General features: G+C 45.3%; 14 protein-coding genes. 12 read left to right on the forward strand and 2 right to left on the reverse strand.

Going from position 1 to position 14793, the window contains the following annotated elements; translation table 11 throughout:
* Positions 1 to 78 precede the first annotated feature (78 nt).
* Together MHI14_RS29080 and MHI14_RS29085 are read left to right on the forward strand one after the other, a co-directional pair.
* Complete coding sequence (locus MHI14_RS29080; RefSeq protein ID WP_341131877.1) at positions 79 to 1131, forward strand: oxidoreductase; 1053 nt, start codon at positions 79 to 81, stop codon at positions 1129 to 1131.
* A 132-nt stretch (positions 1132 to 1263) separates the two neighbouring features.
* A complete protein-coding gene (locus MHI14_RS29085) occupies positions 1264 to 1632 on the forward strand; it encodes a VOC family protein (RefSeq protein ID WP_091038078.1) in 369 nt (122 codons plus the stop codon).
* Between the two features lie 142 nt (positions 1633 to 1774).
* On the opposite strand, the gene MHI14_RS29090 is transcribed toward MHI14_RS29085, so the two are convergent.
* Positions 1775 to 2983, reverse strand: coding sequence for an MFS transporter (locus tag MHI14_RS29090; protein WP_091038356.1), 1209 nt, complete (start codon positions 2981 to 2983; stop codon positions 1775 to 1777).
* A gap of 295 nt (positions 2984 to 3278) precedes the next feature.
* On the opposite strand from MHI14_RS29090, the gene MHI14_RS29095 reads away from it, so the two are divergent.
* A complete protein-coding gene (locus MHI14_RS29095; RefSeq protein WP_091038080.1) occupies positions 3279 to 3857 on the forward strand; it encodes a TetR/AcrR family transcriptional regulator in 579 nt (192 codons plus the stop codon).
* 100 nt (positions 3858 to 3957) lie between these two features.
* Here MHI14_RS29095 and MHI14_RS29100 read toward each other — a convergent pair whose 3' ends face one another.
* Positions 3958 to 5082, reverse strand: coding sequence for an LLM class flavin-dependent oxidoreductase (locus MHI14_RS29100; RefSeq protein ID WP_091038082.1), 1125 nt, complete (start codon positions 5080 to 5082; stop codon positions 3958 to 3960).
* Positions 5083 to 5346: 264 nt separating this feature from the next.
* Here MHI14_RS29100 and MHI14_RS29105 point away from each other — a divergent pair, with 264 nt between their 5' ends.
* From MHI14_RS29105 to MHI14_RS29140, 9 genes are all read left to right on the forward strand, one after another.
* Entirely contained in the window at positions 5347 to 6732 is a 1386-nt protein-coding gene (locus MHI14_RS29105; RefSeq protein WP_341131878.1) for a transcriptional regulator, read from the forward strand.
* A 257-nt stretch (positions 6733 to 6989) separates the two neighbouring features.
* A complete protein-coding gene (locus MHI14_RS29110) occupies positions 6990 to 8357 on the forward strand; it encodes a transcriptional regulator (protein ID WP_341131879.1) in 1368 nt (455 codons plus the stop codon).
* A 128-nt stretch (positions 8358 to 8485) separates the two neighbouring features.
* The gene (locus MHI14_RS31175) at positions 8486 to 8653 is read left to right on the forward strand and encodes a Spo0E family sporulation regulatory protein-aspartic acid phosphatase (RefSeq protein WP_445670382.1); all 168 of its coding nucleotides are present in this window, start codon (positions 8486 to 8488) and stop codon (positions 8651 to 8653) included.
* Positions 8654 to 8693: 40 nt separating this feature from the next.
* Positions 8694 to 9218 (forward strand): pyruvate kinase, encoded by a 525-nt coding sequence (locus MHI14_RS29115; RefSeq protein WP_341131880.1) that lies wholly within the window; start codon positions 8694 to 8696, stop codon positions 9216 to 9218.
* Positions 9219 to 9528: 310 nt separating this feature from the next.
* Positions 9529 to 9717: an aspartyl-phosphate phosphatase Spo0E family protein gene (locus MHI14_RS29120; RefSeq protein ID WP_223868875.1), complete on the forward strand. Its 189-nt coding sequence runs from the start codon at positions 9529 to 9531 to the stop codon at positions 9715 to 9717.
* Between the two features lie 273 nt (positions 9718 to 9990).
* The gene (locus MHI14_RS29125) at positions 9991 to 11814 is read left to right on the forward strand and encodes a sensor histidine kinase (RefSeq protein ID WP_341131881.1); all 1824 of its coding nucleotides are present in this window, start codon (positions 9991 to 9993) and stop codon (positions 11812 to 11814) included.
* Positions 11815 to 11819: 5 nt separating this feature from the next.
* Positions 11820 to 12587, forward strand: a complete 768-nt coding sequence (locus tag MHI14_RS29130) for a response regulator transcription factor (protein WP_341131882.1) — start codon at positions 11820 to 11822, stop codon at positions 12585 to 12587.
* Positions 12588 to 12690: 103 nt separating this feature from the next.
* A complete protein-coding gene (locus tag MHI14_RS29135) occupies positions 12691 to 13986 on the forward strand; it encodes an ABC transporter substrate-binding protein (RefSeq protein ID WP_341131883.1) in 1296 nt (431 codons plus the stop codon).
* 30 nt (positions 13987 to 14016) lie between these two features.
* Positions 14017 to 14727, forward strand: coding sequence for a hypothetical protein (locus MHI14_RS29140; protein ID WP_133386962.1), 711 nt, complete (start codon positions 14017 to 14019; stop codon positions 14725 to 14727).
* The last annotated feature ends 66 nt before the right edge of the window (positions 14728 to 14793 follow it).

The following is a 14793-nucleotide window of genomic DNA, read 5'->3' on the forward strand; positions in this document are numbered from 1 at the left end:
TCAATCATTTTACGATATATCAGAGCCACCGTACAATATCCCTAATGACAAAGAGAGTAGGGATATGACATGGATAACATGAATACACGTTCAACACTATTAAGCCCGGTAACGATTCATCAGTGGCAATTAAGGAACCGAATGGTGATGGCTCCGTTGACCCGGGGATTTGCTGATGATCGGGAGGGGACCGTGACGGATGAGATGGTGGCGTATTATGAGCAGCGTGCCCGAGATGGCGTGGGACTGATCATTACCGAGGGTATTAACCCGAATCTGGCAGGCAAAGGCACTTACGGCATCCCCGGTTTATATACAGATGAACAGACGACTTCTTGGAAAAGGGTAACGGATGCTGTTCACAGACATGGCGGCACCATTATTGCTCAACTGTGGCATGTCGGCAGGTTGTCCCATTCCGATCTGATCGGAACCACTCCAGTGGCACCTTCCAGCCTTGCGGCAGAGGGAAGAGTGCATAAGCTGCATAAGCCGTATCAGGTGCCCCAAGCGATGAGTACACAGGATATAGCGGATACGATTCAGCATTTTCAGACGGCGGCCCGCAATGCAGTTCTGGCAGGGTTCGACGGGATCGAGCTGCATGCTGCGCATGGGTATCTGATCGACCAGTTTATTAATGAGAAGACCAACCACAGAACAGATGAATATGGAGGAGACACTGAGGGTAGATTGCGGTTCCTGCGGGATATTATTGTGGCTGTAAAAAAAGGGATCCCTGTGGATCGCATATCGGTACGATTTTCAGAGAAAAAGGATGATGATGCATCCTATGCTTGGGCAGATAAAGCTGGGATGATCGATGCATATCTGAACTTGTTCCGTGAGACGGGAATTACGATCTTGCATCCCTCAACAGATCATTATGCAAAAGCGTGGGATGGTGAGCAGTCCTTTCACGAGCGGATTCGAAGTCAGTGGGATGGAATCATCATTGGTGTGGGGGATCTGGATATTCAGACCGCAGAGCACGCGATTGGTAAGGGAAGCATAGATCTGGCTGCATTCGGCAGACCATTTATTGCAAACCCCGATTTGGTGCGTAAATTGCATGCCGGTGAGCCGTTGGTGGAGTATGATGCAGCTACGCATCTGCCTGTGTTGGTGTAAAAGAAAAAAACGAGTAAGAGAAGAAATCGAAAAAAGGTAAAAACACTACTGACATACTGTTGGCAAGAGCGGTCTTGTATGATCAAGATAACCTAAACAACCAACCCCATATATAAAGGAGATCATTACATTATGTCAGTAATCGGACCGGATTTCATTTCACTTCAAGTGAGCAATCTTGAAGGCTCTGCCGAATTTTATCAAAACTATCTTGGCCTGGTACGCTCACAGGCGGGACCACCTCATGCGGTGGTCTTTGAAACCAAGCCTATTGCATTTGCTCTACGTGACCTATTGCCAGGAACAGAACTCGGTTCAGGTGCTCAGCCAGGACTTGGTGTCGCTCTGTGGCTTCATGCTCCTGATACGCAAGAAATCCACGACAAGCTTGTTGCGGCAGGCGTACAAATTACATCTGCACCAATAGATGGACCATTCGGACGAACCTTTACATTTGCCGATCCAGACGGGTACCAAGTTACCCTTCACAGTAAAGCCTAATACGTAGATGAATCCATCTTAATAACAGTGATACCTTCCTGTCACAGGGAGCCAAGTGAGTATTACAACAATAAGGGCAGAGCTAATCTTGATGATTAGCTCTGCCCTTATTCCGTTATTCGGATTCAGCGATATATTCATTCTATTCATTGCTGACAACTACCGCTTTCTTTTCCGTAAAGTAATACACCAAAGCGAGCAGCGGCATGATCAGGCCAATCAGCGTTGTGAGACTCCAGCCTCCGTGAGCATAAGACCAGCTTCCAAGAGATGAACCAATCGCACCGCCGACAAAAAAGATCGACATGAATATACCATTCACACGCCCTCTCGCTTCACTTCCTAAGGAGTAGATGATGCGTTGACCCAGCACCAGATTTCCTGAGACAGCCATATCCAGTGTGATTGCCACGATAACAAGCAGGATCAATGCAAACGTGGAGTGGCTCTGGAACACATAGGCAAGACCGAATGAAGCAGCAGCGATCACCATGGCAGCACCCGTCAGAATACGCGTTAGTCCGCGATCAGCCAGTCTTCCGGCAATGGGAGCGGCAATAGCACCTCCGACACCAGCCAGAGCGAACCAGGCAATGCCTTGCTGTGACATGCCAAAATCGTTAGCCAGTCTCAGCGGAACCGTGGTCCAGAACAAGCTGAAAGCACCAAACAGACTGGCCTGATAAAACGCCCGGCGGCGCAGCAGCGGCATCGTTCTGAACAGTGTGCCCAAGGACACGATTAATTGCCCGTATTTCAAGGTGGGTTCAGGCTGGCGAGCAGGAAGAGCACGTGACAGAAGCAGCATTAGAAGTGTTATGACAATGGCGGAGAATACAAAGACGGTCTGCCATCCGAAGAGGCTGGTGATAAAGCTTGCGACAGGACGAGCCAGCATGATGCCCAGCAACAGACCACTCATTACATTGCCAACAACCCGTCCGCGCTGTTCTTCGGAAGTAAGATATGTCGCATAGGGCACCAGAATTTGAGCGACCACAGAACCTATACCAATGAATAGAGAGGCAGTCAGAAATACAACAGCGGTGGGTGAGAAAGCCGCAGCAATCAGGGCAACGACCAGTGCGATGAGGAAAAGCACGACCAGACGCCGATTCTCGGTAATGTCACTGAGCGGCACGATGAATAACAAACCAATAACATAACCAATCTGAGTCAACGTTACGATCAATCCGGCAGCGGCAGAAGAAAGACCCGTGGTTATGCTGATCGGTCCGATAACGGTCTGAGCATAATACAAGTTTGCCACGATCAATCCACAAGCGGATGCCAACAAAAAAATAATCCATGTGGGCACAGGTGCCTTCTTCACTTGTTGTCTCATATCCATATCCATATCCATGATAATCATCCTCCACAATTCTACATTTGTATTCGCAATAAACAGTTAATATTAAAATCGTCAATTACTAAACGTTGTGTTCATTAATTACAAATATATAATAAACTAAACGTATAGTATTGTAAATAGGCTCTACATATTTTAATGAGAAAGTTAATGAGGATGAAAAGGTGAGCGGAGGATGGAATTGTGTGTACTCATCGCATTTTAGTATAATGAACGTATCGTTTTTATGAATATTACTGATGATTAAATATACTTTATACATCCAGGAGGGCTCAAGATGACTGCCAAAAGAGGACGTCCACGTAACATGGAAACCCAGAATGCCATTCTTACAGCATCGTATGAGTTGTTGTTGGAGCACGGATTCGGGGCGGTTACAATCGAGAAGATTGCTGAACGTGCACAGGTGAGCAAAGCGACCATCTACAAATGGTGGCCGAACAAAGGGGCCGTTATCATGGACGGATATATGTCTGCGGCAACGGCAAGATTGCCAGTGCCGGATACAGGCTCGGTATTGGAGGATATACGTATACATGCGAGTAATCTGGTTCGTTTTTTGACCAGTCGGGAAGGAAAAGTGATTACGCAGATTATTGGGGAAGGGCAGTCGGATGAAGGGCTTGCCGAAGAATACCGCACAAGATATATCCAACCACGTCGGCGTGAAGCTCGGGGAATTCTGGAGAAGGGCGTGGAGCGCGGCGAATTGAAGGCAGGGGTGGACAGTGGACTGTACATTGATCTGATCTATGGGCCGGTGTTCTATCGTATGTTAGTGACGGGGGAAGCGATGGATGATGCGTTTGTAGATGTGTTGCTCCGTTCCTTGTTTGAAGGCATTCAGGCCAAATAGGTACAGAGAGAGCGGCGATACAACTGGGAGGAAGAGGGAAGAGGGCGATTCGTAGGAATCACCCTGGAAGGAGCACGTGTATATTGTACGTGGGAGATTGTTAGACCTGGAATATAGGTGAGATGGCTGTGGGCCATGAATCTGTAGCATTAGAGGAAAGGAAGGATGAGTGCTGGGTTAACACCGGGGGTTCATTCCATACCGAACTGGGCAGTTCGCGGCGTAATACAGGGGCAACTTCCTTGGCAAAACGCTCCACTTGCTCCAACTGCTCGCTATGCGTCAGTCCATCTACGCTGATACTCAGCACCTGATGTCCGTAAGCGGCATGATAGTCCAGAATTTTCTCAATGATCTGCTCCGGACTGCCGATTAACGCAGGGCCTCGTGCAATGTTATCCTCCAGATCGGTGAAGGGAGACTGATTATGCTGTGCGGCGGCAGTGGCATGGAACGCTTCATAATATGGCTTATAACGGCGAATGGCTTCTTCACCCGTATCCGCCAGATAGAGACTGCCGGCACCAGAGCCAATTACGGCTTGCTGCGGATCATGACCATAATAATCGAGGCGCTCCCGATAATGATCAATTAACGCTTTGTATTTGGCCTGAGGGTGAAAAGAATTCGACGTGAAGAGCGGCTCGCCATATTTGGCAGCGAGTTCGGTCGAGACCGTGCTGGACGCGCTACCATGCCAGATCGGGATGGATTGCTGAAGCGGCCTGGGCCACGTGGTCACTCCCTCAAGAGGAGTGCGATACGTTCCCTGCCAGGTTACATTCTCTTCAGACCAAAGTCGTTTTAGCAAATGATAGCGTTCATCAAGTGAATCCCATTGTTCCTCTTCGCTTATGCCGAACAGCGGATAGTGCCGAGGGTCATTGCCTTTCCCGATGATCATCTCCAGCCGTCCGCCCGATAATTGATCCAGCGTGGCATAATCCTCGGCAACCCGGACCGGATCAAGTATACTAAGAACAGTAACGGTGGTTAGTAACCGAATGCGTGTGGTTGCTGCGGCTATTGCGGTTAATACGACAGGTGGCGAGGAAGATAGAAAAGGCGCACCGTGTCGTTCACCGATTCCATAGGCATCGAATCCCAGTCGTTCAGCCAGCTTTGCTTGCTCTAATATATTGTGGAATTTCTGCTGAGTCGTCAGAGCTTCCCCGGTTACGGCATTAGGCAGATTCATCATGAGACTAAACAAGGCAAATTTCATCTGACCTTCTCCTCGAACTGAATTGATAATTCCTGTGTCGTATAATCCTATTGAAATACTAGGATATGTAAGTTGGATTAAATGTATCACGTTCTCACGGATTCTTCTAATGGATTTTTTCTATAAGCAGGAACAATCAGGCATAATTGCATACATGTGAAGGAAATTGCCACGATTTTTATTGACCGCTGTAAAATTTAGGATTAAAATTGTGCTTATCATATAAATTCAAAATTATGGATTTTCATTGTGGAGGTGGGATACATGGAACCTACAACTACGATACGCTCATATATTGAGGATTACATCAGGAAACAGGGGTACACCCTGCAGTATTTTGCCGATATATCGGGAGTTAACGCTGGAACGCTTAGCGCAATTATTAAGGGGACTCGGCCCATCGCTATGGCGCAACTGGATCTGATTACCCAAGGCATGAAGCTGGAAGAGGGGTATTTCTACGAGATTTATGGGGCTGAATGTTTCGTGGAATCGGCACCTCATTGGAGGAGACTGGAACCATTCCTGCAACGCTGTGCTGAATTGGACAAGCTGGAATGTATTCATAAGGTTATCCAGGAAGTGACGGATGATCGCTCGTATATCTCGGAGTTGTTCGAGATGGCGGAAGGCATGCTTGAACGTGGACAGACGAAGGCTGCACGGATGTTGTACGAATGTGTGGCGGAATGTGAGAAATATCAACATTCGGAACGTCTGGCTCTGTGCCAGTATCGCATCTTCACCCTCTCGCTTGGTCAGAATCAACATGATAACCTGCGGGCCGCTGTGCACTTTGAGCCATATATTAATCGGCTGGATGAGGAACGGCAGTTGGATGCGATAAAAGACCTGGCGAATACATACTTGGCTCTAAGATACTGGGACAAGGTATTTGACTTGGCCGAAGACCTGGAGCAGAAAACTAAAATTTTGCAATCCTATACAAAGAAAAAAACGGATAAAAGTGATCGGATAACGGCATATCCTTTGTTTGTATATAGAGCATATTCAAATTTGCTGAAGTCTTCCGCATGTGAGAGACAAGGACGCTACGAAGAAGCTCTACAATATACAGAGCTCTACGCCAGTCTAACAAAAGTTGCTGAACCTGATGAAGAAGATCAGATTTATATTGATAAATTCAAGGGCTGGACGGAAGCAAATACCTATCTGTATAAGTTAATGATGGGAGATCAAGGTATTTTGCCGGCTTACGTGAATTATATAGAGCAAAATAAAATGGAATTGCTGCCCGCAATGATAAATATTTTAGAGGCAGCTAATAAATTTGATCATAATATTGATGATATCATCTACAAGTTCAGTGACCAGATTACTTCAGAAGTTACGCGATTAAAGGGATATACTGAACAGGTGGAATTAGATATGTACATCACGTTTTTACTTGAACGGACCATCTACCATCTCAATCGTTGTGAATATCCAGAAGGTCTGAAGCAGCTGATGCATTGTTTGAGGGAAGCCGTCAAAATAAAAAATCAAACAGATATTATCCATTGTGTAGCGTTATATGAGAAATATAGAAATATCGCAAATGCTGAAATTGAGCATCAGTATAAATTAATAATGATGGAGGTTCAGAGATATTATGATAAAAAAGAAAATCCTGCATTTAATCTTGCTTAGCTTTATTGTTATTAACGTTAGTCAATTGGTTACTCTCGATGATGTGTCACCTATTCAAGCATTATTCCATGTGCATGGAGGCGGCGGTCTGTAGTTATTAAATCAGAAATTTGTTGATTGCTATAAACTTACTTCCGGAATTGGGGGTGAGTTTTTTTGTTATGCGGAGATTGACCAATGTAACACACAAGATTAGAATTACATTTATTATAAATTATTGAATATTTAATTCCATTTGGTTGATGGAGGTGGGAGAATTGAAACTTGCACCTACGATACGCACATATATTGAGAATCACATGAGGGAACATGGATTTAAATTGCAACAATTCTCTGATATTACTGGTGTTAACGTTGGAACGTTGAGTGCCATTCTTAAAGGCAGCAGACCAATGTCTATGAACCAACTGGATCAGATCACTTCAGGCATGAGATTGGAAAAAGGTTACTTTTATGAAAGTTACGGAGTAGAATCCTTCATTGAATCTGCACCTCACTGGAGACGATTAGAACCATATCTATATGGGTGTGCCGAACTTAACAAGCTGGATTGTATTCAACAAGTCATTATTCATGTGACAGACGATCGATCGTACATTGAAGAGTTATTTGGTGTGGCTGAAAGTTTTTTTACGAAAGGGTTCAATGAAGCTGCACTTATTTTATATGAATGTGTGGCAGAGGGAGAAAAATATCAGCATTCGGAGCGGTTGGCTTTATGTCAGTACCGTATTTTTTTGCTCCATAAAACCATTAAACAATTGGATAATCTAAGTGCAGCGATAAAATTTGAGCCATATATTGAGAAGCTCGATGAAGAGATCCAATTGGATGCAATCAAGGACCTAGCAAATGTTTATAACACAATACATCATTGGGATAAAGTCGATAAATTGGCGGATGCACTTGAACGGAAAGTTGATTTTCAGCTCGAACTTCAATCTCGAAGGCTGAAAAATATTAATAGGGTTGCTTTTTATCCCATATTCACATACAAAGCATATGCAAATTTATTGAAGGCAAGTGTATGTGAAGCACGTAAGGAATTTGAAAAGGCGCTGGAATACACAGATGTTTATGCAAAAGTTGTTGAAGTTTCTAACCCGACTGAGGAAGAGCAGATATTAATTGATCGGTTCAAAGGATGGGCAGAAGGGAATCGGTATTTATATCGTTTAGGTAGTGGAGAGCATGAGGTTATTGAATCTTATTTAGATTACCTTGAATCCAATCCTCAAGAAATCTTAATAGCATTCGTAAATATTGTTCAGTCAGCCAATCAACACTTGTTGAACATTGATTTTGCATTGGATAGATTTGATTCGTATATTCAAGATTTTAATACGGAGAGACATTTAGAAGGAACCTACAACCAGCAGATGTTAAACCATAGGTATATACGCTTTTATTATGAGTTAGCGAAGTACAGACTCAACCAGCAAAAGTATACGATTGGTATTGAAGCTTTGCTGACAAGTTTGAAACTAGCTTCAAGTAGTAGTGATGATCTTATGTCTATTAAATTGATTGATCTTTATGGGAAGTTTAGAAGTCAAGCAACAATTGAACAGGAAGAACTGTACACTGGACTAATAACAAACCGGAGTATAGAAAATTATATCTAAAATCCTACTCTACAAAGCATATGAGCTCGTGGTAATGCACATAAACTTCTTTAAGGTTTTGCAAAGTATTCGATTATCTATTGTTTAGAGAAAGTACCCTAGAATAGGTTGAAAAAGGGGTGCATGCAGTGAGTGAACTGATACAGATCAGAGACCAAATAGAACAGAGTAAACAACATCTTTGTCTCTTGGTAGAAGAACATGGCATGCAAGACTATAAAGTTCTTCAACAGTCTAGGGTTCTAGATGAACTAATTAATAGATATATTCGACTTACTAAGAGTTTAAAGTTATAGTAGCTCATTAAATATGGTATAACGAAAAGAGGATTCGCCCTTGCAGATTGATATTCAGAAGCTTTACGACAAATATATAACTTTGGACATTCCTAATCCATTCACTTTAGAGCAGATTCATGATCGACTCACACAGAAATACTACGCTGAAAAGGTAGATTTAGAGGAGTTTTCCGACTTACGCAACGACCCATATGCCGGATTTGATCAGGCGGTTGCAGCTTATGTATTTAAGGATGAGAGGGGAACCAAGCAATTAATTAGCCTGAACAAGGATGAAGATATCCATGAGCCACTGGAATTTGCATGGATAATCAATTCCACTGTGCGAGGATTTTCTCTTCTATTAATTCTTGAAATCGAAGTATTATATGGAATGGAAGAGAGTGAGATGACTCTTGGCAATAAACGTTTTGAGGAATATCTGATCCTACTCTATTTAACAGGTTACATTGAGTTTGAGAATGACTCCTTCATTAATCCATTGCGTGCTCGTTATCGAGAGGGCTACAGACTTCGTTATTTTGGTATGCAGAACGGTGATGAAAATTATCTATACAAATAGATTACTTTTCGATAAATTTATTAACTTCTCGCGTGAGAAAGGTGCAAGAGATACTTAGGATAAAATGGATAATATGTCCATAACGCACTTTAACGGTAAAGGATTCGTGTATTCTCGAATACGATATGTAGACATGTTATAATTTTCTTTGCCCACATCTTGTAGAAAAGAAGAGACGTCAACTCTCTATGCAAATTGCTTGATGTTGAAAGTATCTCTATGTAAATAAATATTTTATTCTGCAAAGGAATATAATATGAATTTTTTGGCAATGTATCCTAAAATGTTATACAAAGAGGGGGTGCATGCTGTGAGTGAACCGGTACAGATCACAGATAAAATCGAACGGAACAGGCAAGAGTTGAGTCGTTTGGCGGAGAATCATGGCATGCAGGACAACCAAGTCCTCCGACAGTCCATGGTACTGGACGAGCTTATTAATGAATATAATCGATTCAAATATAAAAGCCATCTCAGGAACAGACAACCGATTGCATAATGCAGTCGGTTTTTTGTTTTACTCAACTGATTGTTTTGCTAGATTAACTTAGCGGATGTGTTCTATAGAAATAGCGTAGTCGACTGTAGCGATACAGTCGGCTTTTTTGCGTTCTTCTGAAACTAATGCGGATAACTTGAAATTCCGTACCAATTCCAGGATTGGCAGGATAGCGGATGATCATTAAAACTGGATATGATGACCCCAGTTATATCCAGATTGATCTGTGAAGGGGGCTCATACAATGATCGGGAGAGGGAGGGATGAACGGAAATGATGGACAAGATACACAGTTATTTCGGAAAAAATGTAAACCTGCGCACCAAGTTGCTCCTGTTGTTCCTGGCGCTGACGTTGCTGCCGCTAAGCTTGCAGGGAGTGATGAACTACAAGCATTTCTCGCAGACGATGGATCGCAAGACCGAGCAGTTCACCATTGATATGGTTCGCCAGATTAACGCTAATCTGAATCGGCTGCTGAAGGACTTTGAGCGGTTGTCGCTCTTGCCGCTTTACGATCAGATGGTGCTTGGCATTCTGGGCAAATACAACGCTTCAATGGGTTCGGGTACATGGGCGAGGTCTGAGGATTATCTGAAAATGAAGCTTTACACATCGGGTCAAGCTTATGACCGGCCCGAGATTCGTGGAATTCATCTGATCAGCAACAGCGGCATTTTGTTCTCCAATCTCGATTCACTGGCGGTCAAGCCGGTATGGGACAGCAGGCAGGATGATTGGTTTGCAGAGCTTGAAGACTCGGAAGGGACATGGCGCCTGCTTCCTCCACATCAACCCAGCTATTACACGGGCGGTCAGCAAGAATCGTATATATCGGTGGGCAGAGTGCTTCGAGATCCGAGTACGCTCCAGCGATTGGGGTACATTCTGATTGACATCCGTCTGGAGGCTTTCGGCCAACTGTTATCCAATCTGAATTATGAGCAAGATGCAAGCCTGATGATTGTAGACAGCAAGCAGCGTCTTCTGTTCGAACGAACCTCAACCGGAGGAATGTCTGCGTACGACCAGTTGCTAATGCAGGGACAGCTTCAAAGCTATGCAGGAAACCAAAAAGTTGTTCTGGATGGGCAGCCCTATCTCTATGTACAACACCATTCCAGCTATTCCGGGCTTTCGGTGATCAGTCTTACACCTATTGCCGTGATTCAAAAGGAGTCGGGTGAGATGCTTACCTTTACAATATGGTTCGCAGTGTTGTGTATGGCGGGTATAGCGATTCTGGCGGTTCTGTTATCCTATCGTATCACCCGGCCACTGATTCGACTGAAGCACCACATGATTCGGGTAGAGCAGGGAGATTTTAGCCAGCGGGTAGCACACTTCAGTAGTGATGAATTCGGACAGATGAGCCGGGGCTTTAACCGAATGATGGAAGAGATTCATCGACTGTTCAATGAGGTGTTCCTGCTGGGCATTCAAGAGCGGGAGGCAGAGTTGTCAGCGTTACAAAGCCAGATGAATCCCCATTTTATATACAACACGCTGGAGTCCATTAACATGATGGCCATTCGCCAGAAGCATGCTGAGGTGTCGAACATGGTGACGGCGCTTGGCAAGTTGCTGCGCTATACGATTGATAAGGTGGACCGGATGGTTCAACTTGGGGAAGAACTGGCTTTTGTACAATCCTATGTACGCATTCAGCAGGTACGTTATGACGGCAAGTTAGAGATTATCTATGACATCGAAGAAGGGATAACCGAGTATTTGATTCCCAAGCTGGTACTGCAACCGCTGGTGGAGAATGCCGTCTACCATGGCATTGAAGGGCAGGAAAATGGAGGAGTAATCTGGGTATCTGCCTTGACATTCGACCAGGAGCTGCTGATTAGCGTACGAGACAACGGTAAGGGAATGACTCAGGCAAAGATTGACGAGTTAAACGAATCCATATCGAAACAGCCTTCCAATGAGGCATTACGTTGCCATGCCGGGGACAGTCTGGGGCTTAACAATATCGTTCAGAGGCTTCGCCTCATGTATGGAGAAGGCGGCAGCCTAAGCATTGATGGAAGTCCCGGGCAGGGACTGGTGGTCACGATATCCATTCAACTTCTACCGAAAGGGGATTGAAGCGCATGTATAAAGTATTGCTTGTAGAGGATGAGATGGTCATCCGTCAGGGACTAAGGGAGCTGATCGTACAAGCGTCTTCCCAGTTTCAGGTAACGGGCGAAGCGTCGAGCGGTACCGAGGCATTGAATTTTCTGAGATGTGAGGTGCCGGATGTGTTAATCACGGATATCCGCATGCGTGAAATGGACGGACTAACTTTGGTAAGCAAAGCCAGAGACATGTACCCTGAATTGTTAATGCTCATCATTAGCGGCTACGGCGAGTTTGAATATGCACGCAGAGCGATGGAGTTTGGGGTGTTGAACTACCTGTTGAAGCCAATCGATCGCTATGAACTGGCATTATGCATACAAAAGATTCAGTTGCTACTGGATCGCAGATACGGTATTTCAACCCTTTCTATCCCTGAGTCATCTGGGAAAACAGAACACGCTGGTGGAGATACGCGGAAGATTATCCGAGATGTGAAGGAGCACATCAAGCAGCATCCCGATGGAGATCTGCGACTTCAGACGATAGCAGACCTCGTTAACTTGAACCCTACTTATTTAAGCCAGTTGTTCAAGAACGAAATAGGCATCAATTATTCCGAATACATCACTGAGGCACGTATGGAGCGGGCCAAGTGGTTGCTGATCAACACGGGTCTTAAAATCTATGATGTGGCACGGTTATCCGGGCATCAGAGCCCCAAACACTTCATGCTGGTGTTCAAGCAGCAGGTGGGATGGACCGCAGGAGAATATCGAGACCGATTCAGTATCTCTTGAAAAACCATACCATTTCTGTAGTTGACGTGATTTATGAGGGAACGATGCTTTCGTTATACTTTGGTTGCACATGTATACCACGACGTCCATAAGGGGGATTTCCATGAAAAAAGCAGGACTGATACTGGTGTTTGTACTCATGATGATGGCTTCAATCGCGTGCGCAAGCTCCAATTCTAACAGTGAATCTGGCAGTTCAAGCGGAGAGAATGGAGAGGTCGAGCTGAAGTTCATGATGTGGGGCAATCAGGCGCATATGGATGTATACAACAAGCTGATCGATGACTTCACCAAGGAAAATCCAGGCATCAAAGTAACGATGGAATCCGTACCTTTCGCAGAATACCAGCAAAAAATTTCGGTGCTTGCCGCCGGAGGCTCTCTTCCCGATCTCGCCTGGGTATCGGAGCGAATGGTGCCACAATTCAAGTCCAACCACATTCTGGCCGATGTATCCGAGTTCAAGGGTGATGCACAGTTTAAGCTGGATGATTATATTCCAAGTACATTGGATTTGTTCCGTGATGGCGACCAACTGCTGGGGCTACCTTTTTCTACACCTCCGGTGGTCATGTTTTACAATAAAACGCTGTTCGACAAGGCCGGCCTGACTGATCCAAACACACTTGCCACCCAAGGACAATGGACATGGGAACAGTTCGAAGAGTCCGCCAAAGCCATTGCCAGTAAGGATGCGACCAACCGAGTCTATGGCGCCAACTTTTTTCGCGACTGGAAGACCTGGGCGGTGCTCTCCTCCTACTCCTGGTCCAATGGAAGCGGTCCATTCGACGAAGGCATGACAACGTTCACCTGGAACGATGCCTATGGCATACAGACCTTTGAATTACTGGAGCGCATGATGTTCACCGATGAATCACACCCGAAGGCGGGCGAACAGGTCAGCTTTGATGCGGGTAATGTGGGCATGTTCTTTGATAATTACAGCTATGTTTCAAAAACAAGGGAAATTACGGATTTTGAATGGAGCATCGCTCCTATGCCTTCCGGTTCTCAAGGCAGTGTGCCGATGCTGGGGCAGGCCGGATATGCCATGTTCAACGACAGCAAACATCCAGAGGAAACGAAGAAGCTGTTGAAGTATTTTGCCAGTGAGCAGGGGATTCAGGCGACAGCCACCTACTTTGTGCCTCCGCGTACCTCTGTTCTGAATTCAGACGCATTCATTCTTCAGCCGAATAACCCGAGCAAAGAGCATATCGTGCAGGCCGTTATTGATGAAATGCCAAAAGCGCGATTAATTCCCGGTCATATCCGTTGGCAGGATATCGACAATGCGGTATTGCAGGGATTTGACCGACTATTTGCAAAAACAGCGACAGCTGAGGATAACCTGAAACAAATGCAGGAAGAGATCCAAAGTGTGTTGCAACCCTAAATCATTCGATCGAAACCGGAGGTGAGAACGATGGGCAAATTCAAAGAATTACTTGAACGGAAACCGCTGTCGCTGGTGGTCAGTCTGCCTGAGAATGATATTGGTTTGGCTCGGGCAGCCATGGAAGAGGGCGCTGATGCACTGAAGGTGCATTATAATGTCGGTCATCGCGCCAGCGGGAATCATTTTGGTCCATTAGACATGTATGCCGAGGTGTTTCGGGCGATCCGAAGTGAGTTTGGTGGTCCGCTTGGGGTCGTACCTTCTGGCAGTATTGATGGAGCAAGGCGAGAGGATGTGGAGGGGCTTTCCGGGCTGGGCTTTGATTTCTATTCCATCTATGCACATCACTTGCCTTCCTTCATGCTCAATGACTTGGGGCTGGACCCAACGTTTGCGATCAATGAGGAATATGATGCTTCCCTCGTAACATCGGCAGCTCACTTCGGCTTCACCGCTCTGGAGGCATCCATTGTACCTGGAAAAGAATACGGTACACCGCTCAGCTTCGCGGATGTGCTTAAGTATCGCCGTCTGGTCTTGCAAGCCCAGGTACCGGTATTGGTTCCTTCCCAGCGAAAGCTGGTGCCGGAGGATGTTCGGGTGCTGCGCGATACCGGGGTAAAGGCGATTATGCTTGGAGCGGTCGTGACTGGCAACACGGAGGAACAGCTGCGAAGGGCTGTGAATGAGTTCCGCAATGCGGTGGACTGTCTGAACCGTCCAGACTATATAAGTTGAACTAAAGAATATTTACACTTGCCACTCCGATGCCAGAACAACCCCAGCTTCAGAGGAAAAGTCTAA

Source organism: Paenibacillus sp. FSL K6-2393 (assembly GCF_038002545.1).
Taxonomy (GTDB): Bacteria; Bacillota; Bacilli; order Paenibacillales; family Paenibacillaceae; genus Paenibacillus.

What these genes read in the sequence shown, in the direction of transcription:
- MHI14_RS29090 (WP_091038356.1), bottom strand. Translation starts at nt 2,983, where the DNA reads ATGGATATGAGACAACAAGTGAAGAAGGCACCTGTGCCCACATGGATT.
- MHI14_RS29135 (WP_341131883.1), top strand. Translation starts at nt 12,691, where the DNA reads ATGAAAAAAGCAGGACTGATACTGGTGTTTGTACTCATGATGATGGCT.
- MHI14_RS29105 (WP_341131878.1), top strand. Translation starts at nt 5,347, where the DNA reads ATGGAACCTACAACTACGATACGCTCATATATTGAGGATTACATCAGG.
- MHI14_RS29085 (WP_091038078.1), top strand. Translation starts at nt 1,264, where the DNA reads ATGTCAGTAATCGGACCGGATTTCATTTCACTTCAAGTGAGCAATCTT.
- MHI14_RS29095 (WP_091038080.1), top strand. Translation starts at nt 3,279, where the DNA reads ATGACTGCCAAAAGAGGACGTCCACGTAACATGGAAACCCAGAATGCC.
- MHI14_RS29130 (WP_341131882.1), top strand. Translation starts at nt 11,820, where the DNA reads ATGTATAAAGTATTGCTTGTAGAGGATGAGATGGTCATCCGTCAGGGA.
- MHI14_RS29080 (WP_341131877.1), top strand. Translation starts at nt 79, where the DNA reads ATGAATACACGTTCAACACTATTAAGCCCGGTAACGATTCATCAGTGG.
- MHI14_RS29140 (WP_133386962.1), top strand. Translation starts at nt 14,017, where the DNA reads ATGGGCAAATTCAAAGAATTACTTGAACGGAAACCGCTGTCGCTGGTG.
- MHI14_RS29125 (WP_341131881.1), top strand. Translation starts at nt 9,991, where the DNA reads ATGATGGACAAGATACACAGTTATTTCGGAAAAAATGTAAACCTGCGC.
- MHI14_RS29100 (WP_091038082.1), bottom strand. Translation starts at nt 5,082, where the DNA reads ATGAAATTTGCCTTGTTTAGTCTCATGATGAATCTGCCTAATGCCGTA.